The sequence below is a fragment of the Naasia lichenicola genome (assembly GCF_004801885.1).
Taxonomy (GTDB): domain Bacteria; phylum Actinomycetota; class Actinomycetes; order Actinomycetales; family Microbacteriaceae; genus Naasia; species Naasia lichenicola.
The window spans coordinates 476,659-496,367 of record NZ_SSSM01000005.1 but is presented as its reverse complement, the minus strand read 5'-3'; the positions used below and the strand labels follow the sequence as shown (position 1 = coordinate 496,367).

24 protein-coding genes are annotated in these 19,709 nt (G+C 68.9%); 12 read left to right on the top strand and 12 right to left on the bottom strand.

Annotation, left to right across the window (positions count from 1 at the left end; translation table 11 throughout):
* Positions 1–3: 3 nt before the first annotated feature.
* The 3 genes from E6C64_RS13245 (at position 4) to E6C64_RS13235 (ending at position 1,898) form a co-directional block, all read left to right on the top strand.
* Complete coding sequence (locus E6C64_RS13245) at positions 4–798, top strand: DNA-formamidopyrimidine glycosylase family protein (RefSeq protein WP_136427962.1); 795 nt, start codon at positions 4–6, stop codon at positions 796–798.
* Positions 799–1,046: 248 nt separating this feature from the next.
* On the top strand, positions 1,047–1,349 hold the full coding sequence (locus E6C64_RS13240; RefSeq protein WP_136427961.1) for a hypothetical protein: 303 nt from the start codon (positions 1,047–1,049) through the stop codon (positions 1,347–1,349).
* Between the two features lie 60 nt (positions 1,350–1,409).
* On the top strand, positions 1,410–1,898 hold the full coding sequence (locus E6C64_RS13235) for a GNAT family N-acetyltransferase (RefSeq protein ID WP_136427960.1): 489 nt from the start codon (positions 1,410–1,412) through the stop codon (positions 1,896–1,898).
* Positions 1,899–1,925: 27 nt separating this feature from the next.
* Here the strand turns inward: E6C64_RS13235 and E6C64_RS13230 are convergent, their stop codons facing one another.
* Complete coding sequence (locus tag E6C64_RS13230; protein ID WP_136427959.1) at positions 1,926–3,050, bottom strand: serine hydrolase domain-containing protein; 1,125 nt, start codon at positions 3,048–3,050, stop codon at positions 1,926–1,928.
* Between the two features lie 125 nt (positions 3,051–3,175).
* Between E6C64_RS13230 and E6C64_RS13225 the strand changes: the two genes are divergently transcribed.
* A complete protein-coding gene (locus tag E6C64_RS13225; protein WP_233255622.1) occupies positions 3,176–3,532 on the top strand; it encodes a nuclear transport factor 2 family protein in 357 nt (118 codons plus the stop codon).
* Positions 3,533–3,560: 28 nt separating this feature from the next.
* Here the strand turns inward: E6C64_RS13225 and E6C64_RS13220 are convergent, their stop codons facing one another.
* Genes E6C64_RS13220 through E6C64_RS13210 form a run of 3 tightly spaced genes read right to left on the bottom strand, consistent with a single transcriptional unit; the run spans position 3,561 to position 5,409 of the window.
* Positions 3,561–4,076 carry a MarR family winged helix-turn-helix transcriptional regulator gene (locus E6C64_RS13220; RefSeq protein ID WP_233255621.1) on the bottom strand — a complete coding sequence of 172 codons (516 nt, stop codon included), beginning with the start codon at positions 4,074–4,076 and terminating at the stop codon, positions 3,561–3,563.
* A 51-nt stretch (positions 4,077–4,127) separates the two neighbouring features.
* Positions 4,128–4,481 carry a DUF6804 family protein gene (locus E6C64_RS13215; protein ID WP_136427958.1) on the bottom strand — a complete coding sequence of 118 codons (354 nt, stop codon included), beginning with the start codon at positions 4,479–4,481 and terminating at the stop codon, positions 4,128–4,130.
* Between the two features lie 40 nt (positions 4,482–4,521).
* Positions 4,522–5,409 carry an aldo/keto reductase gene (locus E6C64_RS13210; protein WP_136427957.1) on the bottom strand — a complete coding sequence of 296 codons (888 nt, stop codon included), beginning with the start codon at positions 5,407–5,409 and terminating at the stop codon, positions 4,522–4,524.
* A 187-nt stretch (positions 5,410–5,596) separates the two neighbouring features.
* Here E6C64_RS13210 and E6C64_RS13205 point away from each other — a divergent pair, with 187 nt between their 5' ends.
* On the top strand, positions 5,597–5,890 hold the full coding sequence (locus E6C64_RS13205; RefSeq protein ID WP_136427956.1) for a hypothetical protein: 294 nt from the start codon (positions 5,597–5,599) through the stop codon (positions 5,888–5,890).
* Positions 5,891–5,935: 45 nt separating this feature from the next.
* Here the strand turns inward: E6C64_RS13205 and E6C64_RS13200 are convergent, their stop codons facing one another.
* Positions 5,936–6,325, bottom strand: coding sequence for a toxin-antitoxin system YwqK family antitoxin (locus tag E6C64_RS13200; RefSeq protein WP_136427955.1), 390 nt, complete (start codon positions 6,323–6,325; stop codon positions 5,936–5,938).
* A 134-nt stretch (positions 6,326–6,459) separates the two neighbouring features.
* Here E6C64_RS13200 and pgi point away from each other — a divergent pair, with 134 nt between their 5' ends.
* Positions 6,460–8,187 (top strand): glucose-6-phosphate isomerase, encoded by a 1,728-nt coding sequence (gene pgi, locus E6C64_RS13195; protein WP_136427954.1) that lies wholly within the window; start codon positions 6,460–6,462, stop codon positions 8,185–8,187.
* Between the two features lie 3 nt (positions 8,188–8,190).
* Positions 8,191–8,655 carry a heme-degrading domain-containing protein gene (locus tag E6C64_RS13190; protein ID WP_136427953.1) on the top strand — a complete coding sequence of 155 codons (465 nt, stop codon included), beginning with the start codon at positions 8,191–8,193 and terminating at the stop codon, positions 8,653–8,655.
* Positions 8,656–8,824: 169 nt separating this feature from the next.
* On the opposite strand, the gene E6C64_RS13185 is transcribed toward E6C64_RS13190, so the two are convergent.
* From E6C64_RS13185 to E6C64_RS13175, 3 genes are all read right to left on the bottom strand, one after another.
* Positions 8,825–9,568 (bottom strand): SDR family NAD(P)-dependent oxidoreductase, encoded by a 744-nt coding sequence (locus E6C64_RS13185; RefSeq protein WP_136427952.1) that lies wholly within the window; start codon positions 9,566–9,568, stop codon positions 8,825–8,827.
* 73 nt (positions 9,569–9,641) lie between these two features.
* Complete coding sequence (locus E6C64_RS13180; protein WP_136427951.1) at positions 9,642–10,316, bottom strand: SDR family NAD(P)-dependent oxidoreductase; 675 nt, start codon at positions 10,314–10,316, stop codon at positions 9,642–9,644.
* Between the two features lie 36 nt (positions 10,317–10,352).
* The gene (locus E6C64_RS13175; protein WP_136427950.1) at positions 10,353–12,074 is read right to left on the bottom strand and encodes an IlvD/Edd family dehydratase; all 1,722 of its coding nucleotides are present in this window, start codon (positions 12,072–12,074) and stop codon (positions 10,353–10,355) included.
* A gap of 117 nt (positions 12,075–12,191) precedes the next feature.
* On the opposite strand from E6C64_RS13175, the gene E6C64_RS13170 reads away from it, so the two are divergent.
* From E6C64_RS13170 to E6C64_RS13160, 3 genes are read left to right on the top strand one after another with little or no spacing between them, the layout of a single operon-like run.
* Positions 12,192–13,079, top strand: coding sequence for a fumarylacetoacetate hydrolase family protein (locus tag E6C64_RS13170; protein WP_136427949.1), 888 nt, complete (start codon positions 12,192–12,194; stop codon positions 13,077–13,079).
* The gene (locus E6C64_RS13165) at positions 13,080–14,108 is read left to right on the top strand and encodes a zinc-dependent alcohol dehydrogenase (protein ID WP_136427948.1); all 1,029 of its coding nucleotides are present in this window, start codon (positions 13,080–13,082) and stop codon (positions 14,106–14,108) included.
* 6 nt (positions 14,109–14,114) lie between these two features.
* A complete protein-coding gene (locus tag E6C64_RS13160) occupies positions 14,115–14,942 on the top strand; it encodes an IclR family transcriptional regulator (RefSeq protein ID WP_233255620.1) in 828 nt (275 codons plus the stop codon).
* 78 nt (positions 14,943–15,020) lie between these two features.
* Here the strand turns inward: E6C64_RS13160 and E6C64_RS13155 are convergent, their stop codons facing one another.
* From E6C64_RS13155 to E6C64_RS13140, 4 genes are read right to left on the bottom strand one after another with little or no spacing between them, the layout of a single operon-like run.
* A complete protein-coding gene (locus tag E6C64_RS13155; RefSeq protein WP_136427947.1) occupies positions 15,021–15,788 on the bottom strand; it encodes an ABC transporter permease in 768 nt (255 codons plus the stop codon).
* On the bottom strand, positions 15,785–16,597 hold the full coding sequence (locus tag E6C64_RS13150; protein ID WP_136427946.1) for an ABC transporter ATP-binding protein: 813 nt from the start codon (positions 16,595–16,597) through the stop codon (positions 15,785–15,787). The genes E6C64_RS13155 and E6C64_RS13150 overlap by 4 nt, the downstream gene beginning before the upstream one ends.
* On the bottom strand, positions 16,594–16,980 hold the full coding sequence (locus E6C64_RS13145; RefSeq protein ID WP_136427945.1) for a DUF1048 domain-containing protein: 387 nt from the start codon (positions 16,978–16,980) through the stop codon (positions 16,594–16,596). The genes E6C64_RS13150 and E6C64_RS13145 overlap by 4 nt, the downstream gene beginning before the upstream one ends.
* A 1-nt stretch (position 16,981) precedes the next feature.
* On the bottom strand, positions 16,982–17,365 hold the full coding sequence (locus tag E6C64_RS13140; protein ID WP_136427944.1) for a PadR family transcriptional regulator: 384 nt from the start codon (positions 17,363–17,365) through the stop codon (positions 16,982–16,984).
* 134 nt (positions 17,366–17,499) lie between these two features.
* On the opposite strand from E6C64_RS13140, the gene E6C64_RS13135 reads away from it, so the two are divergent.
* Positions 17,500–17,937 carry a MarR family winged helix-turn-helix transcriptional regulator gene (locus tag E6C64_RS13135; protein ID WP_136427943.1) on the top strand — a complete coding sequence of 146 codons (438 nt, stop codon included), beginning with the start codon at positions 17,500–17,502 and terminating at the stop codon, positions 17,935–17,937.
* Positions 17,938–18,102: 165 nt separating this feature from the next.
* A complete protein-coding gene (locus E6C64_RS13130) occupies positions 18,103–19,602 on the top strand; it encodes an MATE family efflux transporter (protein WP_136427942.1) in 1,500 nt (499 codons plus the stop codon).
* Positions 19,603–19,709 lie beyond the last annotated feature (107 nt).

The following is a 19,709-nucleotide window of genomic DNA, read 5'->3' as shown; positions in this document are numbered from 1 at the left end:
CCCATGCCTGAGGGCGACACCGTCTACCGGGCGGCGCGACGACTCGATGCAGCGCTGGCAGGCTCGACCCTGATCTCCAGCGATGTCCGGGTGCCCGAATTCGCGACTGTACAGCTCGCGGGGCAGTTGGTGCACGGGGTCCTCAGCCGCGGCAAGCATCTGCTCATGCGCGTGGGGGACACCACGATCCACTCGCACCTCAAGATGGAGGGCGCCTGGTTGATCTATTCGCCGGGGGAGAGGTGGCGCCGACCCGCGCACGAGGCACGGATCATCCTCAACACCGAGAAGGCGCAGGCGGTCGGCTTCGCGCTCGGAGTCCTCGAGCTGCTCCCCACCTCAGAGGAGGACTCTGTCGTCGGCTATCTCGGGCCCGATCTGCTCGGCCCGGATTGGGATGCTCGCGAGGCGCTCAGCAGGCTGGAGGCACAGGGCGACCGCCCCATCGGGATCGCCCTGCTGGATCAGCGCATCATGGCAGGGCTCGGCAACGTCTATCGGAGCGAGATCTGCTTCCTCCGCGGCATCCTCCCCACTCGGCCGACCTCCGAGACCCCCGACCTCCCGGCCTGGATCGATCTCAGCCGCCGCACTCTCGCCGCGAACAGGGATCGGCAGGAGCGCACCTTCACCGGCAATACGCGCCCGGGCCAGCAGAAGTGGGTCTACGGACGGGCCGGCAAGCCGTGCCGCCGCTGCGGGACCACCATCAAGATGGAATGGCTTGGCGATCCCATCGTCTCCGGTCGCGGTTCGACGGATCGGCAGGTCTACTGGTGCCCCAACTGTCAGCACTGACCACCACTTCAGCCCGCCTGCGAGCGCTGACTTGGACGCTCTGCACAAGGTGAATCGTTCGATTCCTGGGCATTCCCCCATCCGCCTGCGACACGCCGTCGATAGCGCCGTCTATGCGATAAATTCGGGGCATCGGGGCGAGCGCCGCCCCCACTGAACTCGGGCCGAACGCAGCCAGCGAAGCCCGGGTGATGAGGTCCCCCCGATCGGTGATTCCAGGCCTGCCTAGCCCGGAGAAGACGGTCATCATGACCACGCAGTTCGCTCCGACCCCTATCGACCGGGCCGCTCCGGATGAGATCGTCGCGCCCCAACCCGTGTCGACCGGTGAGATGCTCCGCCGCTTCGGTCAGGAGGAGGTCCTCTCGGGTGCCCGCGTCAAGCGTCGCGAGCCCCAGCTGGCCTCCGACGTGGTGCTCTCCGGCACTCGCCAGCAGCGCCGGTCGAGCTATGTGCGCCTCGGGCGCGAACGAGTCCTCATGATCGTCGCCACGATCGCACTCGGCTTCGCCATCACCGGGATGGCCTACGCGGTCACGATCAGCTACTGATCGCCCCCCTCGGGATGCGCCCCAGTGATGCGCTCGAATCGGCTCGCCTAGCATCGGGACATGCTGAGCACCGAGCCCGTCGAGTGGACGGACGACCGCGTCGAGGCGCTCCATCGCGCGATGTTCGCCGAGACGGGGGCGATCTACAAGGACTGGGTCGATGCGCTCACGCCGGATGAGGCGCGCGCAGCGACGGCGTCTCTGGCAGTCCGCGCCGATGACATCGCACTGACGCTGCTGGCGCTCGACGGCGACCTGCCGGTGGCCACCGCCGCCGTGCGCCCCGCGCTCACCGGCGTCCCCACCGAGTGGGAGGTGAAGCGTGTCTACGTAGCGCCGAGCCACCGAGGGCGCGGCCTCTCCCGTGCGCTGATGGTCGAGCTCGAAGACCGCTGCCGTGCTTTCGGTGCGACCGCCCTGGTGCTCGAGACCGGCGGGCTCCAGCACGCGGCCATCGCTCTGTACGAATCGCTCGGCTTCACCCGCAGCGGAGTGTTCCCGCCCTACGGCGCCTTCCCCGGCGAGATCTGCTTCCGCAAGCCGCTCTGATCGAGAGCTGACCGCCGAGCGCAGCTCTCAAGCGATCGCTGCTCGCACGGCCTCCGCGAGCGCGAAGACACGACGGTCGATTCCACCGGGGAACGGTCCGCGACGGATGGTGTAGCCGAGACAGATGCCGGTGGCCGGATCGGCGAACGCCATCGCGCCCGCCGCGCCGTCGTGGCCGAATGCGCGGTAGGAGCCGAAGGGCATGACGCCCGTCGGCTTCTGGAAGACGATCCCGTGGCTGCGGCGCGGCTGGTCGAGGACCATGTCGTATCCGGCGACCTGCGACTGCGCGAACGCGTCGAGGGTGTCGGCGGTGACTGCGCCCGAACCGCGCCCGTAACCCGTCGCCCAGTCGTACACCGCGGCCAGGCCTCGAGCGGAGCAGACGCCACCACCAGCGGCATGGCCGAACGCCCGCGCACGCTGGGACATCAGCACGCCGAAATCGACGGCGAAGGTGGGAGGCCCGTACGGCCCGCGCGGTACGGACAGCTCCGCGGCGAACTCGGTGAGCTCCTCAGGAGTGGGGTCCGCCAGCGGCAGCAGCTCGACGACCCTGTCCTCCAGGGCATCCGGAAGGCCGAGATACGCGTCGGCGCCGACAGGCACCCTGACCTCTCGCTCGTAGAACTCCTGGATCGTGTCACCGGTGATCCGGAAGACGAGCTCGCCGATCAGCGTGCCGATCGAGATGGCGTGATAGCCGAACGCGGAGCCCGGATGCCAGAGCGGCCGCTGCGCGGCGAGGACCTCCGCGGCCGCATGAGGGTCCAGCCACTCGTCGTAGGTGATCGGTCGATCGGTGGTGGGAAGTCCCGCCTGATGCGAGAGCAGCTGGCGCACCGTGATCGCCGACTTGCCCGCTTGCGCGAACTCGGGCCAATAGGCGGCGACGGGCGCATCGAGGTCGAGCTGACCCCGATCGACGAGCAGTCCGAGCCCGAATGCCGCGAGGCCCTTGCTCGAGGAGAACACGGTCATCAGCGCGTCCGGGGAGATGCCGGCCGACAGATCCACCACCAGCTCGCCGCCCACGTAGACCGCGAGTTGGGCCTCGTACCCCTCGGGAGTCCGGTCGGCGCTGTCGTAGGAGGCGAACAGATCTGCCACACCGTCGAATGCGGAAGCGGTGTGTCGCTGCGTCATGGCCATGCGAGATCCTCCATCGGAATGTCGAGACGCCAGCGTAGCCAGACAGGCTGACGAAGCCTGCGCGAGGATCTGCGCCGATCTCGCTGTAGCTTTGCGTGACACTTCACCTAACTCGGAGATGACAGATGAGCGAACCGATCGAGACACTGATGCACGCGAACCTCCTCGGGGTGTTCGGCGAGCGCGATCCCGCCCGACGGGCCGAGGTGATCGCCCGCACCTACGCGGACGATGTGGTCTTCGCCGATCCCGAGAGCGTGGTCGTCGGTCATGCGGCCATCCGCGACAAGGCCCAGTCGCTGATCGATCAGTCCCCGGACTTCGTGTTCACGGCTGCCGGCCCGGTGCTCGAGTCGCAGGACCTCGGGTATCTGACCTGGAATCTCGGACCGGCCGGCGCACCACCCGTGGTGAAGGGCGTCGACATCGCGCTCGTGCGAGACGGCGTCATCGCCAAGCTGTACACGCTGATCCTCCCCTGAGACAGCGCGGGCGACCGGGAGATCGTCGTCAGGGGTGGTCGACGGGGCGCGGCAGCGATCCATGCTCGATGAGCGCATCGTAGATCCGCTCCAGCGATTCGGCGAGCTCGCTCCTGCGCCGCTCGTCGAGCGGGTCGAGGAACACCGCGCGCACCAGCTCGACATGTCCCGGCGAGGAGTTCCCCAATGTCGCTCGACCTCGCGCGGTCAGAGAGACCTGTGTCGAGCGCCGGTCGGATTCGCTCTGCTCGGTGCCGACGAGCCCACGCGCGGCCATCCGCCGCACGTGGTGGCTGGCTCGGCTGCGCTCCCAGCCGATCCGGGTTGCCAGATCGGAGATGGAGAGCGTCCCGCGCTCGTCGCTGATCAGCGCGACGAGCACGTCGTAGTCCGGCAGCGACAGCTCGCCGGTCGTCCGCAGCTGACGGTTCATCTCGTAGCGGAGCCGCAGATGCACCTTCATGTACGCGTACCAGGCACGACGCTCATCGTCGGCGAGCAGCGCGAACGGCGACTCCGGTGCCACCTCGAAGTCCTCGTCCACGCACACCACCTCTCGACCAGCGCGGTCCAGCCTGCCACGCCGAGACGACGATCAGGCCGCTCGCCCGGCGCTCTCCTGCGGGGGCACACGCATCAGCAGGCCGGTGGCGAGGAACGCCGCGGCACCCAGGATGTGGGCGGCCGCCCAGAGCGTGCCGCTGAAGCCGAAGGGATAGACCGGGTTCCAGAGGACCGCGACGGCGAACATGGGGATGATCCACAGCCACTGCCTGCCCTGCGCGGCGAACACGACGATGATCAGCGCGAGGATGCTCGTCAGATAGCTGCTGACGATCCAGTCCGACCAGGCGGGCACCACGGCGCCGATGACCAGGCCGAGCGCCCCGATGAGGCCGGGCAGCAGAGCGGGCCGAAGGGGCGCGGAGCGCGGAGGCGGGGTGGGCATCGGCTCATCCTGCCACCGGGCGCCCTGGAGGAGCTCCCGATCAGGCCTCGGGGATGACCATGCCGAAGCGCTCCGGTCGGGCGACGTCCGGATCGGGCCCGCTCCGCTCGCCCGTGTCGAGTGCGTCGATGACCGCGAGCTCGTCGGCCGTCAGCTCGAAGTCGAACACGTCGAGGTTCTCGGCGATCCGGGCGGGATTGACCGACTTGGGGATCGCCGAGCGTCCCTCCTGCACGTGCCAGCGCAGCATCACCTGAGCCGGCGACTTGCCGTGGACGCGGGCGATCTGCGCGATGGTGTCGTCCTCGAGCACGCTGCGCCGGTGCTCGCCCCACCCGGGATAGAAGGTGATCCCGCCGATCGGCGACCACGCCTGCGTGAGGATGCCGTGCTGGGCGTCGAGCTGCTGGACGGCGGGCTGGCTGAAGTACGGATGGACCTCGATCTGATTGAGCGCCGGGACGACGGTCGCCACGTCGAGCAGCTTCTCGAGGTGGTGCGGCATGAAGTTCGAGACTCCGATGGCCCCGACGCGCTCGTCGGCGAAGAGGGTCTCGAGCGCTCGATAGGCCTCGAGGGTCTTCTCGAACCGGTCGGGCGCCGGCTGATGCAGGATGAAGATGTCGAGTCGGTCGAAGCCGAGCTTTCCCGTCGCCTTGTCGAAGGCGTGCAGCGCCTCGTCGTAGCCGAAGTCCGACACCCACACCTTGGTCTCGAGGATGATCTCGGACCGGTCGACTCCCGATCGCCTGATCCCTTCGCCGACCTCCCGTTCGTTGCCGTAGGCGGCCGCGGTGTCGATGAGGCGGTATCCGCTGCGGAGTGCGGTGTCCACTGCGGCAGCCGTCTCTTCGGGACTGCTCTGGAAGACGCCGAATCCGATGGCGGGGATGGTGGTGCCGGTGTTCAAGGTGAGCGTGCTGGTCATGACTTCACGCTAGGACCCGGCCGACCAGCGGGGGAGGGTCTGTCAGTGCCCCGCACAGCGGGTCCCGTAGCGGGTCTCGTGCAGCGGGCGCCAGGGGTCATGCGCTCGTGCTCTGTCGCGGCCTTCGCCTATCGTGGGCGACGGCGGGGCCGGTCGCCATCTCTGCACCTGCGACCGGAGGACCCCCATGCTCGAACATCCGCTCGACGGATCACTGCCCGGATCATCACCCGGTTCGCCATCCGAAGTCTCGCGCCCACCCATCGACTGGCAGTCGGAGGTGCGGGCGGTCGAACACCGTCGCGGGCGGCCGCTGCCCGAGGCGAACGTCGAGGACCTCCGCGCCTGGGCACGTGCGGGCATGCTGCCGGCCTGGAGCCGCGAGTGGCGCGACGGCGTCGACGTCACCGACTCCCCCGAGCTCTGGCCGAGGGAGCTGAGCGCGATCCGAACGAGGGCCGGTCGGCGCGCGCGTCAATGACGGCACGGCATGCGGATCAGCGGGTGCGAGCGGGAGCGAGCGGGTTCAGCCGGTCGAGCGATCCGGATGCCTGTCCGTCTTCCGGAGCTCACCCGCCCTGTCGTAGTGCCGCCACTCGCCGGAGCGCTTCCCGTGCACCCACAGGCCTTCGTCCATCAGGGCTCCCGTATCGTGCCAGCGTCGCCAGACGCCGTGCTGCTCCCCGTCGACGAATGGTCCCTTCTGCAGCAGCTCCCCGTTCTCCCGCCACCACACCCACTCGCCGGTGAACGCGCCGCCGGCGAACCGCCCCTCGGACTTCTTCTGGCCGTTGCGGTACCAGTACTCGCATCGCCCCTGCTTCACGCCGCCGGCGTAGTGCTCGATGCCGCTGAGGGAGCCGTCGGTGAAGGTCACTCGGTGCTCGCCGTCACGCGGAGGGGTCGCTGCGGCCATGCGGGCAGGGTACTCAGCGGCGGACAGGTCCACCAGCCCTCCGGTACAGGCGGCAGGCTTCCACTCAGCGGCGATAGGTTCGTAGCTGCGGGAGCTGCCTCCGCGGGCCCGCGCTTCGACGACCAGGAGTGCTCATGACCGAACCGGCCCCCATCGATCCCACCGCCACCGCCTCCTGGAGCACCCTCGCGGGCATCGCGGACGGGTTCACGCCCGACCTGCGCGCCTGGTTCGCGGAGGATCCGGACCGGGCGAGCCGGTACACCTTTCAGGCCGCGGACCTCACGGTCGACCTGTCGAAGAATCTGCTGACGGAGGAGATCCTCGCGCCGCTGCTGCAGCTCGCCGAGGAGGTCGGCGTCGCCGACCGCTACCGCCGCATGCTCGCCGGCGACCACATCAACGTCACCGAGGATCGCGCGGTGCTGCACACGGCACTCCGTCGCCCGAAGGGCGGGGCGGATCTCGAGCCGGCAGCCGGCTACACGGTCGACGGCCAGGACATCGACGCCGACGTGCACGCCGTGCTCGACAAGGTCTACGCCTTCGCCGACAAGGTCCGCTCCGGCGAGTGGACGGGTGTCACGGGCAAGCGGATGGCGACCGTCGTGAACATCGGGATCGGCGGCTCCGACCTCGGACCCGTGATGATCTACGAAGCCCTGAAGCCCTCCCTGCAGGCCGGGCTCGAGGTCCGCTTCGTCTCCAACATCGATCCGTCGGACATCTACGAGAAGACCGCCGGACTCGACCCGGAGACCACCCTCTTCATCGTCGCGTCGAAGACCTTCGGCACCCTCGAGACCCTCACCAACGCACGCCTGGCCCGCCAGTGGCTGTGGGAGAACCTCGTCCGCTCCGGCGGCATCGCCGATACCGACGACGCCCGCACCGGCGCTGTCGCGAAGCACTTCGTGGCCGTCTCCACGGCGCTCGAGAAGGTCGCCGCGTTCGGCATCGACCCCGAGAACGCGTTCGGCTTCTGGGACTGGGTGGGCGGACGCTACTCCGTCGACTCCGCCATCGGAACGTCCATCGCGATCGCCATCGGACCGGACGGCTTCCGCGAGCTGCTCGCCGGCTTCCACGCGCTCGACGAGCACATGCGCACCACCCCCCTCGCCAGCAACGTGCCCGTGCTGATGGGCATGCTCAACGTCTGGTACACGGACTTCCTCGACGCTCAGACCCACGCGGTGCTTCCGTATGCCCAGTACCTCAACCGCTTCCCGGCCTACCTGCAGCAGCTGACCATGGAGTCGAACGGCAAGAGCGTGCGCTGGGACGGCTCCCCCGTCACGACGGACACCGGAGAGGTGTTCTGGGGCGAGCCCGGTACGAACGGCCAGCACGCGTTCTACCAGCTGATCCACCAGGGCACCCGGCTGATCCCCGCCGACTTCATCGCCGTGGCGAACCCCGCCCGCCCGCTGAAGGACGAGACAGGCGATGGCGCCTCCGTCGCCCCGGGCAGCGACGTGCACTCGCTGTTCCTCGCCAACTTCTTCGCCCAGACCAAGGCCCTCGCGTTCGGCAAGACCGCCGACGAGGTGCGCGCCGAGGGGACGAAGGAGTCGGTTGTGCCCGCCCGGGTGTTCAGCGGCAACCGGCCGACGACCTCGATCCTCGCGCCTGCGCTCACGCCGAGCGTGGTCGGCCAGCTGGTCGCCCTGTACGAGCACATCGTCTTCGTCGAGGGCACCGTCTGGGGGATCGACTCCTTCGACCAGTGGGGCGTCGAGCTCGGCAAGCAGCTGGCGCAGCAGATCACGCCCGCCGTCGACGGCGACGCCGATGCCCTCGCAGCGCAGGACTCCTCGACCCAGGCGCTCATCGCGAAGTACCTCGAGCTGCGGGACTGAACCGTGAGCGACGCCGATGACCTCACCCGCGAGATCGAGGCGCAGCAGGAGCGCCTGGTGTTCTCCGGATTCGACCACGATGATGCCTGGCGCCTCGGCTCGATCCTCGTCGAGCGCGCGGGGGACAAGCCGGTCCTCATCGACATCCGGCGCCCTGGACTGATCCTGTTCCGGGCCGCCCGGACGGGGTCGACCCCGGACAACGAGGAGTGGGTCCGCCGCAAGACGGCCGGGGTCTTCCGCTTCGAGACGAGCAGCATGCTGCTCCAGCTGCGCTTCGCCGCGCTCGGCACCTTCCCGGCGTCGATCGGCTGGTTCGATCCCGCCCAGATCGCGACCGCCGGCGGATCATTCCCCATCCGCGTCGCCGGCGTCGGCGTCGTCGCTGCCGCGACCGTCTCGGGACTCAGCTCCGAAGAGGACCATCGGCTCGTCGTGGACGCCATCTCCGAGTTCCTCGGCGTCTGAGCCCAGCCGACGCCGCGCACGACGCGGGCGTGCGGACACCACGCGGCGCCAGGGACGAAACGCACCGGTACCCGCCCGCGTTTCGTCCGCAGCGCCGCGTTCTATCCGTGGCAGCGCGTTCTGGCCGCGCCAGAAGATTCGGGTCGGCGGTTCCCGGACCGACGACGGGCTAGGAGACGCGGAGCCCCTGCATGCCGCCGTCGACCGCCAGCAGCGTGCCCGTCGTCGACGACGAGTTGGGCGAAGCGAGATAGACGATCGCATTCGCCACCTCCGGGGCAGTGACCAGACGGCCCATCGGCTGACGCGCCTTCAACGCGGCCGCAGCCGCCTCGGGGTCGTCGGCCGCGTCGAGCAGGCGCCCGACCCACGGGGTGTCGGCGGTGCCCGGGGTGACCGCGTTGACGCGGATGCCCTCCTTGACGTGGTCGGCCGCCATGGCCTGGGTGAGCGCCGCGACGGCGCCCTTGCTCGCCGAGTAGAGCGCCCGCTGCGGCAGGCCGACGATCGCGGCCACTGAGCAGGTGTTGACGATCGCCGCGACGGAGGACTTCCTGAGATGCGGCAGTGCCGCACGGGTGACCCGCGCGATGCCGACGACGTTCACGTCGAAGACGCGGTGCCACTCGGCGTCGTCGTTGGCCGAGATGTCCCCCGCAGCGCCGATGCCCGCGTTGTTGATGACGATGTCCAGCGATCCGAAGTGCGCCACGACCGCGGCGACCGCCTCGTCGACCTGGGCGGCATCGGTGATGTCGCAGACCATGCTGAACAGCTCAGCGGGCACGGCACCGATGTCACGGTCGAGCACCGCGACGCGGGCTCCGCGTTCGGCGAGCAGCGCGGCGGTGGCCGCGCCCAGTCCGCTCGCACCGCCGGTGACGATGGCGACCGCTCCGTCGAATTCCGTCATGTCCGCTTCCCTTCCGTTCGTCGCAGAGCAGATGTCTGCTCCGCCGTTCGTCATGCACCCGACACCGATGGCGTCAGTAGGTCGCCCGACCGCCGCTGATGTCATAGACGGCGCCCGTCGAGAAGCTGAGCTCGTCGGATACCAGCCAGGCCACCAGCGCGGCCACCTCGTCCGCTCGACCGACCCGACGCATGGGGATCAGCGAGGTGATGTGCGCCAGCACCTCGGGCGACGTCGCGGCGTTCATCGGAGTCTCGATGACCGCGGGCGCGATGGCGTTGACGAGCACTCCGGTCGTGGCGAGCTCCTTGCCGAGCGACTTGGTCAGGCCGATCACCGCCGCCTTGCTCGCGGAGTAGGCGGAGAGGTTCGGGTTGCCGTCCTTCCCCGCCATGCTCGCCATGCTGACGATCCGCCCCCAGCCACGCTCGATCATGCCGGGCACGACGGCCTTGGTGACGTGGAAGAGGCCGTTCACGTTGACGTCGAAGGTGCGCTGCCAGTCGGCGGCGTCCACCTGCCAGAGCGGCAGGTTCGGACCCACGATGCCAGCGCTGTTGATGAGCACGTCGACCGCGCCGATCCGGGAGACCGCGTCGTGGACGGCGCTCGCATCGGTGATGTCGAGCACGACATCGGCGTCGGGGGAGAGGTCGACCGTGATCACGTCGAGTCCGTCGGCGCGCAGGCGGGTGGCGCATGCCGCTCCGAGTCCGCTCCGGCCGCCGGTGATGAGCGCCCGCCTCATCGATCGGCCTTCGGCGAGCCGGCATCCATTCGCGACTCAGTGCGATTCACGGCTCACCTTCGATCCGCTGCCGCCGACAAGGAAGTCGAGGTCCGCGCCCGTATCGGCCTGCATGACATGGTCGACGTAGAGCTTCTCCCAGCCCCGCACCGGCGCGGCGTATGCGGCCTCGCTGATCGGGCTCTGGCTGCGGGACTGGAGCTCCTCGTCGCTGACGGCCATGTTCAGCGTCCGGCTCTCGACATCGATCGTGATGATGTCCCCCGTCCGGACGAAGGCCAGCGGGCCGCCGGCCGCCGCCTCCGGGGCAGCGTGCAGGATGACCGTGCCGTACGCGGTGCCGCTCATCCGCGCATCGCTGATCCGCACCATGTCCCGCACCCCCTGCTCGAGCAGCCTCTTCGGGATGGGCATGTTGCCGACCTCGGGCATGCCCGGATAGCCGCGCGGCCCGCAGCCGCGGAGCACGAGCACGGAATCCGCTGTCACGTCGAGGGCGGGATCGTCGATCCGATCCCGCATGTCCTCGATGCTGTCGAAGACGACGGCAGGGCCGGTGTGCTGCAGCAGCTCCGGGGTCGCCGCCGCAGGCTTGATGAGAGCACCGCGAGGCGCCAAGTTGCCGCGCAGCACCGTGATCCCGGCGTCCTCCATGAGCGGCGCGTCGCGGGGGAGGATCACGGTGTCGTCGTACACGGGCCGGTCGTCGAGGTACTCGACGAGTGGGACGCCGGTCACGGTGATCGGGGCAGGCTTGAGCATGTCCTTGATCTGAGCCAGCAGGCCCAGCACTCCCCCGGCACGGTAGAGGTCGTCCATCAGGAATCGGCCGCTCGGCTGCAGGTTGGCCATCACGGGCACGCCGGCGCCTGCCGCATCGAAGTCGTCGAGGGTGAGATCGATGCCCAGTCGCCCTGCGATGGCGAGCAGATGCACCACCGAGTTGGTCGAGCCGCCGACCGCGGCGACGGCGACGATGGCGTTGAGGAAGGCGTCCTTGGTCATGATGTCGCTCGGCTTCCGGTCCGATCGGATCATCTCGACGATCAGACGGCCGGTGTCGTGCGACATCGACAGGAGTCGCGCATCCGGGGCTGGCGTTCCGGCGAAGCCCGGGATCGTCATGCCCAGCGCCTCGGCGACCACGGCCATGGTCGACGCGGTACCCATGGTGTTGCAGTGCCCCTTGGACCTGATCATCGACGATTCGGATCGGAGGAACTGCTCGTTGCTGAGCGTGCCCGCGCGGACCTCCTCGCTGAGTCGCCAGACGTCGGTGCCGCAGCCGAGCGCCTCCCCACGGAAGTGCCCGGTGATCATCGGACCGCCGGGCACGACGATCGCCGGGATGTCGACCGACGACGCCGCCATCAGCAGCGCGGGGATGGTCTTGTCGCAGCCGCCGAGGAGCACGACGCCGTCGATCGGATTGGCGCGGAACATCTCCTCCATGGCCATGGCGGCCATGTTGCGCCAGAGCATCGCGGTCGGCTTCACCTGGGTCTCGCCCAGAGACACGACGGGCAGGTTGTAGGGGACTCCGCCGGCGGCCCAGATGCCGGCCTTGACGGATTCGGCCACCTCGTCGAGGTGCGCATTGCAGGGCGTCAGGTCGGATGCGGTGTTCGCGATCGCGATCTGGGGACGGCTGCCGTCGAGGGCGTCATCGGGGTTGCCGCGCCGCATCCACGCTCGATGGATGTACGCGTTGCGATCCGCACCCTCGTACCAGTCGTCGCTGCGCAGGCGATTCACCATCGAACCTCATCGTTCCTCGGCGGAATTCCACTATGTCGAACATGTGGCTAGCATTTCGAATTATGGCATGGCGGCCACATGGCCGCCGCTCGTAGTCCCCTGGAGAAAGCAGCCCGCATGAGACTCGTCCGACTCGGTCCCGCAGGCTCCGAGACGCCCGGTGCACTGGTCGACGACGACACCTACATCGACCTCTCCGACGTCGTCCACGACTTCGATGAGGCGTTCTTCGGCTCTGGAGCGCTCGAGACGCTGGCTGTCACCGTCGCCGAGCGCCTGTCGGCGGGCCGCGGCGAGCCCGTCGGCGACCGGCGCTTCGGCGCTCCGATCGCCCGCCCGCATCAGATCCTCTGCATCGGACTCAACTACCGCGACCATGCCGCCGAGACCGACCAGGCCGTGCCGACGGAGCCGATCCTGTTCACGAAGTCGCCGAACACGCTGATCGGCCCCGACGACGATGTGCTCATCCCCAAGAACTCGGTCAAGACCGACTGGGAGGTCGAGCTCGGGGTCGTCGTCGGCAGCCATGCCTCGTATCTCGAGGACGAGACGGCTGCGGAGGCCGCGATCGCCGGATACGTGCTGGTGAACGACGTCAGCGAACGGGAGTGGCAGATCGAGCGCAACGGGCAGTGGTCGAAGGGCAAGTCCGCGCCGACCTTCAATCCGGCCGGGCCCTGGCTCGTCACGAAGGACGAGATCGAGGATGTGCTCGCGCTCGAGATGACCCTCGACATCGACGGCGAGCGTCGGCAGACCGGCTCGACCTCCACGATGGTCTTCAGCCCTGCCTTCATCGTCCACTACCTCAGCCAGTTCATGGCCCTCGAGCCCGGCGACCTCATCAACACGGGAACGCCTCCCGGGGTCGGCATGGGTAAGAAGCCGCCCGTGTATCTGAAGGGCGGCGAGACCATGACGCTGAACATCACGCGCCTCGGCACACAGACCCAGCGCGTCGTCGCTCATCCGGCAGCGCAGAGCGGCACGGCGGAGGCCTGAGTGCGCGCCCTGGTCGTCGCCTCTCCCCGAGTGGCCGAGGTGACGGAGGTGCCCGACCCGACGGCGCAGCCGGGCCAGCTCGTGGTCCAGGTGGAGCGGGTCGGCATCTGCGGCACCGACGTCGAGCTCTACACCGGCGAGATGGCCTACATCGAGCAGGGCTTCACCAGGTTCCCGCTCCGGCTCGGGCACGAATGGACGGGTCGCGTCGTCGAGGTGGGCGACTCCGCGGATGAGGCATGGCTCGGCAAGCGGGTCACCGGCGACACCATGCTCGGCTGCGGCCGATGCTCGTACTGCCTGAGCGGACACCAGCACGTATGCCCCTTCCGGGATGAGGTGGGCATCCGCGGAGACGTCGCCGGCGCGCTCGCCGAGAAGTTCGTCCTGCCGAGCCGCTTCGCCTACGAGATCCCCGAGCACGTCAGTCTCGCCGCGGCCGCGCTGGTCGAGCCAGGCGGCAACTCGCTGCGCGCCGTCTGGGCGGCCGATGTCCGGCCCGGCCACGAGGTGCTGGTGCTCGGGTCCGGCACGATCGGACTGCTGGCGGCGCAGTTCGCGCTGGCGGAGGGGGCCGTCGTCACCGTCGGGGGAGTGCGACCAGGATCGCTGGAGCTCGCCCGCTCGCTGGGCGCGCAGCACACCCGACAGCTCGACGAACTCGCGTCGAGCGAGTCGGACAGCTTCGACTCCGTGATCGACGCGACGAGCGTCGACACCATGCCCGGTCTCGCGCTGCGCCTGTGCAAGCCGGCTGGCCGCGTCGTGTACATCGGCATCTCCTCCACGCCGAGCCGGATCGACACCCGCGACCTGCTACTCAAGGACGTCACCGCGGTCGGCATCCTCTCCGCCTCCCCCGGGCTGGCGGGTGCCATCGCCAGCTTCGCCAGCGGCGCGGTCGTGCCCGACTCCCTCGTCAGCGAGGTCATCGGCCTCGCCGAGGTCCCGGATCGCTTCGAGGGGCGCCGCGGAGCAGACGCCGGACCGGGGCCGAAGGTGCACGTCGATCCTCGGATCGTCGAGTAGCCGACGATGGGCGACGGCGCCATCGGGATGCGGGGCTCGCAGCGCTCAGATGTCGAGGAGCGGCTGGTCGGAGCCGACCGAGTGATCGCAGTGCTCACCGAGCTGGCCGACCATCCGCTCGGCGTGACGCTCGACGAGCTGGCGAGCACGCTGAAGAGCTCGAAGTCCACGGTGCACCGCGCCCTCGCCACCCTGCGGCGGGCGGGTCTCGCCGACCTCATGGGCCGCGGCGTCTACGTGCTCGGCGACGAGTACATCCGCCTGGCTCTCCGCAATCTCGGCGGCCGTCCCGAGACCGCCCGCGTCCAGCCCGTCCTCGAGGCCCTCGCTGCGCGATTCGGGGAGACCGCGCATTACGCCGTGCTGTCGGGGACCGACATCGTCTACCGCGCCAAGATGGATCCGCCGCAGGGCGCCGTGCGCCTCACCTCGGTGATCGGAGGCCGCAACCCCGCTCACCGCACCGCAGTCGGCAAGGCCCTGCTCAGCACGCTCGTCACCCAGGAGTCTCAGCTCGTGCAGCGATTCGGCACCTCGAGCTTCGAGCCCCGCACCCCGTATACGATCACCAGCACCGGAGCGCTGCTGGCCGAGCTCGAGGCGACCAGGTCCCGCGGATTCGGCGTCGACGATCAGGAGAACGAGGTCGGCATCAACTGCGTCGCCATCCCCGTCTCCGTAGACGGATCCGGAGCGGCGACCGGCGCGATCAGCATCAGTGCCGTGGCGTTCCGCTGCCCGCTTGACCGACTCGTCGCCGCGGTGCCCACGATCCGAGCGATCATCGAGGAGCATCTCGGTCCGCTGCCCGCGATCGAGGCGCCCGCGATCTGACCCGGATGGCGAGTGCGGGTGCTTCCGACCCGCTCTTCGAGCCAGGTCGCGAGCTCCGCACCCGCCATTCGGGCCGGCTCAGGCGATCCGCTTGCGGTAGGCGATCATGGCGAAGACGTAGGCGACGACGAGGATTCCGACGCACCAGGCCAGCGCGACCCAGATGTCCGCGCCGACGGGCTGTTGAGCCAGCAGGCTGCGGATGGCGTTCACGATCGAGGTGACCGGCTGGTTCTCCGCGAAGACGCGAACGGGACCGGGCATGCCCGCTGTCGGGACGAACGCCGAGCTGATGAACGGCAGGAAGATCAGCGGATACGAGAAGGAGCTCGCTCCGTCGACCGACTTCGCCGAGAGCCCCGCGATGACGGCGATCCAGGTCAGCGCGAGCGTGAACAGCAGCAGGATCCCGACCACCGCGAGCCACGCCAGCACTCCTGCGCCGGAGCGGAAGCCGATGAGCAGCGCCACCAGCACGACGACCGCGACCGAGATGAGGTTGGCCACGAGCGAGGTGAGCACGTGCGCCCAGAGCACCGACGAGCGGGCGATCGGCATCGACGAGAAGCGCTCGAAGATGCCGCCCTGCAGGTCCTGGAACAGCCGATAGGCGGTGTAGGAGATGCCGGTCGCGATGGTGATCAGCAGGATGCCCGGCAGCAGGTAGTCGACGTACGAGCCGGATGCCGATCCGGTGTCGATCGCGCTGCCGAACACGAAGACGAACAGCAGCAGGAACCCGATCGGCATCACGGCCGTGGTGACGATGGTGTCGAGGCTGCGGCTGATGTGGCGCAGTGAGCGCCCGGTCAGCACCGCGGTATCGCCGATGAAGTGGATGCTCATCGCCGACCGCCTTCGCGTGCGTCGCCCTCGTTGGTGGCAGCAGCGTCGTGTCTCGTTCCCACGATGGCGAAGAACACGTCCTCGAGGGTCGGCTGCTTCTCGATGTACTCGACCTTGGCGGGCGGCAGCAGCCGCTTGAGCTCCGCGAGGGTGCCGTCGACGATGATGCGTCCCTCGTGCAGGATCGCGATCCGATCGGCCAGCTGCTCCGCCTCTTCGAGGTACTGGGTGGTGAGCAGCACCGTCGTGCCCTGGGCGGCGAGCGCCCGAATGGAGCTCCATACCTCGAGCCGCGACTCGGGGTCCAACCCCGTCGTCGGCTCGTCGAGGAAGACCACCGAAGGTTCGCCGATAAGGCTCATCGCGATGTCGAGGCGGCGCCGCATGCCGCCGGAGTACGTCGCGACCCGCCGCCCGGCCGCCGCCGAGAGCGAGAACCTGTCGAGCAGGCCGTCCGCGATCGCGCCCGGGTCGTCGACATGACGGAGCTTCGCCACGAGCAGCAGATTCTCGCGGCCGGTGAGGATCTCGTCGACGGCGGCGAACTGGCCGGTCAGGCTGATCGCGGCGCGCGCCTCCGCCGCTCGGGTGCGCACGTCGATGCCGGTCACCTCTGCCGTGCCCGCGTCGGCCGCCAGCAGTGTCGACAGGATCCGCACGACGGTCGTCTTGCCCGCGCCGTTCGACCCGAGCAGCGCGAAGATGCCGCCGCGGGCCACCTCGAAGTCGACCCCGCGGAGCACCTGCAGGTCCTTGAACGACTTCTTGAGCCCCCGCACCCGGAGCGCGGGGGCCGCTGCGGCCGTCATCGTTCGGTCCCCGGGGCTTCGGCGGTCGGCCCGCCGGCGGCCTGATCGATGGCGTTGGCGAGCCGAGCGCGCTCCTTGCGGATCCAGCTTCCGCCGCCGTAGTTCTCCATGAACGTGTCGGCGAAGTCGGCAGGGTCTGCTCCGACGACATCCCGCACCGGAGTGCCCGCGGCAGCGCTCTGCTCGAACAGGTCGGCGAGATCGGACAGCATGGCGATCAGGCTCTTGCCGTCGTCGGTCGGTCCGAGGTTGAGCAGGTAGCGCTCGAGCGCGTTCGCCGCCTGACGGTACCCGTCGGGCAGCGCCTTCACCCTCTGCTTGTACTCGCGATAGATCCGCTTGTCGCCCAGATCGCCGACCAGCTTCTCGATGATGTTCGCCATGTCAGATGCCTTCCTCTTGCTGTCGTCCCTGTGATTCCTGCTGTTGTGCGTGTTCTGACTCCTGCCCGGAGCGGAGCCGTTCGAGTCGCTCGGTGAGAAAGGCCCACGTCCTCCAGAACTCATCGAGGTACTCGCCGCCCTGCGCGTTCAGCGAGTAGACCTTGCGAGGCGGTCCCTTCTCGGACGGCCGCTTCTCGACATCGACGAGACCGCGCTGCTCGATCCGCAGCAGCAGCGCGTAGATCGTGCCCTCGGCGATGTCGGCGAAGCCCTGCTCACGCAGCCAGGTCGTGATCTCGTATCCGTAGGCAGCGCGTCCAGCCAGCACGGCGAGCACTACGCCCTCGAGCGTTCCCTTGAGCATCTCCGTCAACTGCTTCGGCATCGGCTTCCCTCGCTACTCAGTGTCACTGACTACTGGTAGATAGTAACGCTAGGTACCGGCTGCGCAACAGGCGGGCTGCGGCAATTTCTCTTAGAGGATTGACAGTTAGATATCTAACAGTTAGATTCCTGATTATGGAAGCACCGGAACTCACGACCACGCTCGGCCTGCTGCGCTGGGTCGGCTGGGCGCAGATGAAGGCCGGACAGGACTGGGTGCGCGCCCGCGAGCTCAGTCACGAGCAGGCGTTCGCACTGGGCTTCCTCGAAGCGAATCCCGGATCCATCCAGCGCGACATCGCGCAGATGACCCGCACCAGTGCCGCCAGCGTGTCGAGCCTCCTGCAGGGCCTCGAGCGCCGCGGCCTCGTCGAGCGCCGATCCGACGGCGATGAACGCAGCAAGCGCGTCTACGCCACCCCCGAGGGCATCCAGCTGATCACCGGCTTCGAGCAGGCGATGGCCGCGGCCGATGAGATCATCCTCGCCCCCCTCGATCAGACCGAGCGCGACACTCTGCACGCCCTGCTGAGCAAGATCACCGATCACCTGCCTCGCCCCAGCCGCGACTGAGTCGCTGCTGACCTGCAGCTGACCGCGCCGACTCCGGCGCCCTGCATCCCCGCCGCGCCGGCGTCCGTCGGCGTGTCCTCGAGCGCGCCCGAACCGCGACGCGCACCCCATCACCGAACACCCGGCACTCCGTCCGACAGGGCGCCCTGCCCGAATGGAGCAGCCATGAGCACCAACGACCCCGAATCCACCCGCACCGAATCCATCCGCCCCGAATCCGCCCCCGCTGCCAGCGAGCGCGACGGCACGACGGCGCCTGTCGTCGGCAGCAACCGCTGGTTCCTCGCGTCCGCTCCGATCGTCCGGGCGCTCATCCACCTCTGCGTGCCCATGGCAGCGGCCATGATCGTCGGAGCCGTCTACAACGTCATCAACGCCGGCTTCATCGGCTCGCTGAACGACACCTTCCTGCTCGCCGCCATCACCTTCGGCACCCCGCTGCTCGGCCTGGTCATGGCGATCGGCGGCGTCTTCGGCGTCGGCGGCAGCGCCCTGATCTCGCGCCTGCTCGGCGCATCCGAGAAGGAGCCGGCGAAGGCGGGGGAGATCAAGCACGTCGCATCCTTCGCGCTGTGGGGCGCGATCGTCATCGGCGCCGTCGTCGGCATCGCCGGCCTGCTCCTGCTGCATCCGCTGGTCACCCTGCTGGGCGCGAGCGGCGCCGCGGTCCCCGCGACCGGCGCCTTCGTCGGCGTGATGCTCGCCTTCGTTCCCGTGCTCGCCGCCGCGTTCTGCCTCGAGCAGCTCGTGCGCGCAGAGGGCGCATCGCGCCAGGTGATGATCGGCCTGATCGGATCGACGATCGCCAACCTGGCCTTCGACGTGGTCTTCATCCTCGTGCTGCACTGGGGGGTGGCCGGCGCAGCCCTCGCGATCGGCCTCTCGAACGTCGCCGTCGTGATCTACTTCGTCGTCTGGCTGCAGCGCAACAGCGAGCACGTCAGCCTCGCGCCGCGCTGGTTCACCCTCTCCCCCGAGGTGCTGAAGCCGGTCTTCGGCGTCGGCGTCGGCGAGCTGCTGCAGTCCGCGTTCCTCATCGTCACCTCGCTGGTGCTCAACAACCTGGCCGCGGACTACGGCGACGGCCCCCTCGCCGCCATGGGAGTCGCGGTTCGGATCGCCCAGGTCCCGGAGTTCCTCGTGATGGGGATCACGCTCGGGGTGCTCCCGCTGCTCGCCTACTCGTTCGGCAAGGGCGACCGCGCCCGCCTCCGCTCCGCCCTTCGCGCCTCCGCGATCGCGGTCGGCGCGATCACCGGCTTCTTCTCGGTCACCGTCTACCTGTTCCGCGACCAGCTGTTCGGCGCCTTCGTCTCGGATCCGTCCGTGCTCGCCATCGGTGCGACGATCATCACCGCGCAGCTGGTCGCGATGATCGCCAACGGCTTCGCGGGGCTCATCACATCGCTGTTCCAGGCGACCGGGCGCTCGGTGCCCGCGATCGTGATGAGCATGTCGCAGGGCGTCCTGTTCATCCCGATCGTGATCTTCGGCAACCTGTGGTTCGGCCTCGCCGGCGTGATCTGGTCCCTGACGGTCAGCGAGATCCTCGTGGTTGCCATCGGCGCCGGGATGTGGATCGCGTCGCGCCGTGCGATCGAAAGAGGCCTCGCCGACGGCAGCCCGGAGCGGGCCGACGAGGTGCTGGAGCAGATCGAGGCCTGACCGGCGCCGCTTCGCTCGCCGCTGCAAAAGGTGGCTCCCCGCTACGGAAAGTTCCGTAGCGGGGAGCCACCTTCTACCGCGGAGAGACCGCTACCTGACTTCGGAGC

Excerpts from the sequence above, each read along its gene's own strand:
- E6C64_RS13245 (WP_136427962.1), top strand. The coding sequence starts at position 4 with ATGCCTGAGGGCGACACCGTCTACCGGGCGGCGCGACGACTCGATGCA.
- E6C64_RS13240 (WP_136427961.1), top strand. The coding sequence starts at position 1,047 with ATGACCACGCAGTTCGCTCCGACCCCTATCGACCGGGCCGCTCCGGAT.
- E6C64_RS13235 (WP_136427960.1), top strand. The coding sequence starts at position 1,410 with ATGCTGAGCACCGAGCCCGTCGAGTGGACGGACGACCGCGTCGAGGCG.
- E6C64_RS13230 (WP_136427959.1), bottom strand. The coding sequence starts at position 3,050 with ATGGCCATGACGCAGCGACACACCGCTTCCGCATTCGACGGTGTGGCA.
- E6C64_RS13225 (WP_233255622.1), top strand. The coding sequence starts at position 3,176 with ATGAGCGAACCGATCGAGACACTGATGCACGCGAACCTCCTCGGGGTG.
- E6C64_RS13215 (WP_136427958.1), bottom strand. The coding sequence starts at position 4,481 with ATGCCCACCCCGCCTCCGCGCTCCGCGCCCCTTCGGCCCGCTCTGCTG.
- E6C64_RS13210 (WP_136427957.1), bottom strand. The coding sequence starts at position 5,409 with ATGACCAGCACGCTCACCTTGAACACCGGCACCACCATCCCCGCCATC.
- E6C64_RS13205 (WP_136427956.1), top strand. The coding sequence starts at position 5,597 with ATGCTCGAACATCCGCTCGACGGATCACTGCCCGGATCATCACCCGGT.
- E6C64_RS13200 (WP_136427955.1), bottom strand. The coding sequence starts at position 6,325 with ATGGCCGCAGCGACCCCTCCGCGTGACGGCGAGCACCGAGTGACCTTC.
- pgi (WP_136427954.1), top strand. The coding sequence starts at position 6,460 with ATGACCGAACCGGCCCCCATCGATCCCACCGCCACCGCCTCCTGGAGC.
- E6C64_RS13185 (WP_136427952.1), bottom strand. The coding sequence starts at position 9,568 with ATGACGGAATTCGACGGAGCGGTCGCCATCGTCACCGGCGGTGCGAGC.
- E6C64_RS13180 (WP_136427951.1), bottom strand. The coding sequence starts at position 10,316 with ATGAGGCGGGCGCTCATCACCGGCGGCCGGAGCGGACTCGGAGCGGCA.
- E6C64_RS13175 (WP_136427950.1), bottom strand. The coding sequence starts at position 12,074 with ATGGTGAATCGCCTGCGCAGCGACGACTGGTACGAGGGTGCGGATCGC.
- E6C64_RS13170 (WP_136427949.1), top strand. The coding sequence starts at position 12,192 with ATGAGACTCGTCCGACTCGGTCCCGCAGGCTCCGAGACGCCCGGTGCA.
- E6C64_RS13160 (WP_233255620.1), top strand. The coding sequence starts at position 14,115 with ATGGGCGACGGCGCCATCGGGATGCGGGGCTCGCAGCGCTCAGATGTC.
- E6C64_RS13155 (WP_136427947.1), bottom strand. The coding sequence starts at position 15,788 with ATGAGCATCCACTTCATCGGCGATACCGCGGTGCTGACCGGGCGCTCA.
- E6C64_RS13150 (WP_136427946.1), bottom strand. The coding sequence starts at position 16,597 with ATGACGGCCGCAGCGGCCCCCGCGCTCCGGGTGCGGGGGCTCAAGAAG.
- E6C64_RS13145 (WP_136427945.1), bottom strand. The coding sequence starts at position 16,980 with ATGGCGAACATCATCGAGAAGCTGGTCGGCGATCTGGGCGACAAGCGG.
- E6C64_RS13140 (WP_136427944.1), bottom strand. The coding sequence starts at position 17,365 with ATGCCGAAGCAGTTGACGGAGATGCTCAAGGGAACGCTCGAGGGCGTA.
- E6C64_RS13135 (WP_136427943.1), top strand. The coding sequence starts at position 17,500 with ATGGAAGCACCGGAACTCACGACCACGCTCGGCCTGCTGCGCTGGGTC.
- E6C64_RS13130 (WP_136427942.1), top strand. The coding sequence starts at position 18,103 with ATGAGCACCAACGACCCCGAATCCACCCGCACCGAATCCATCCGCCCC.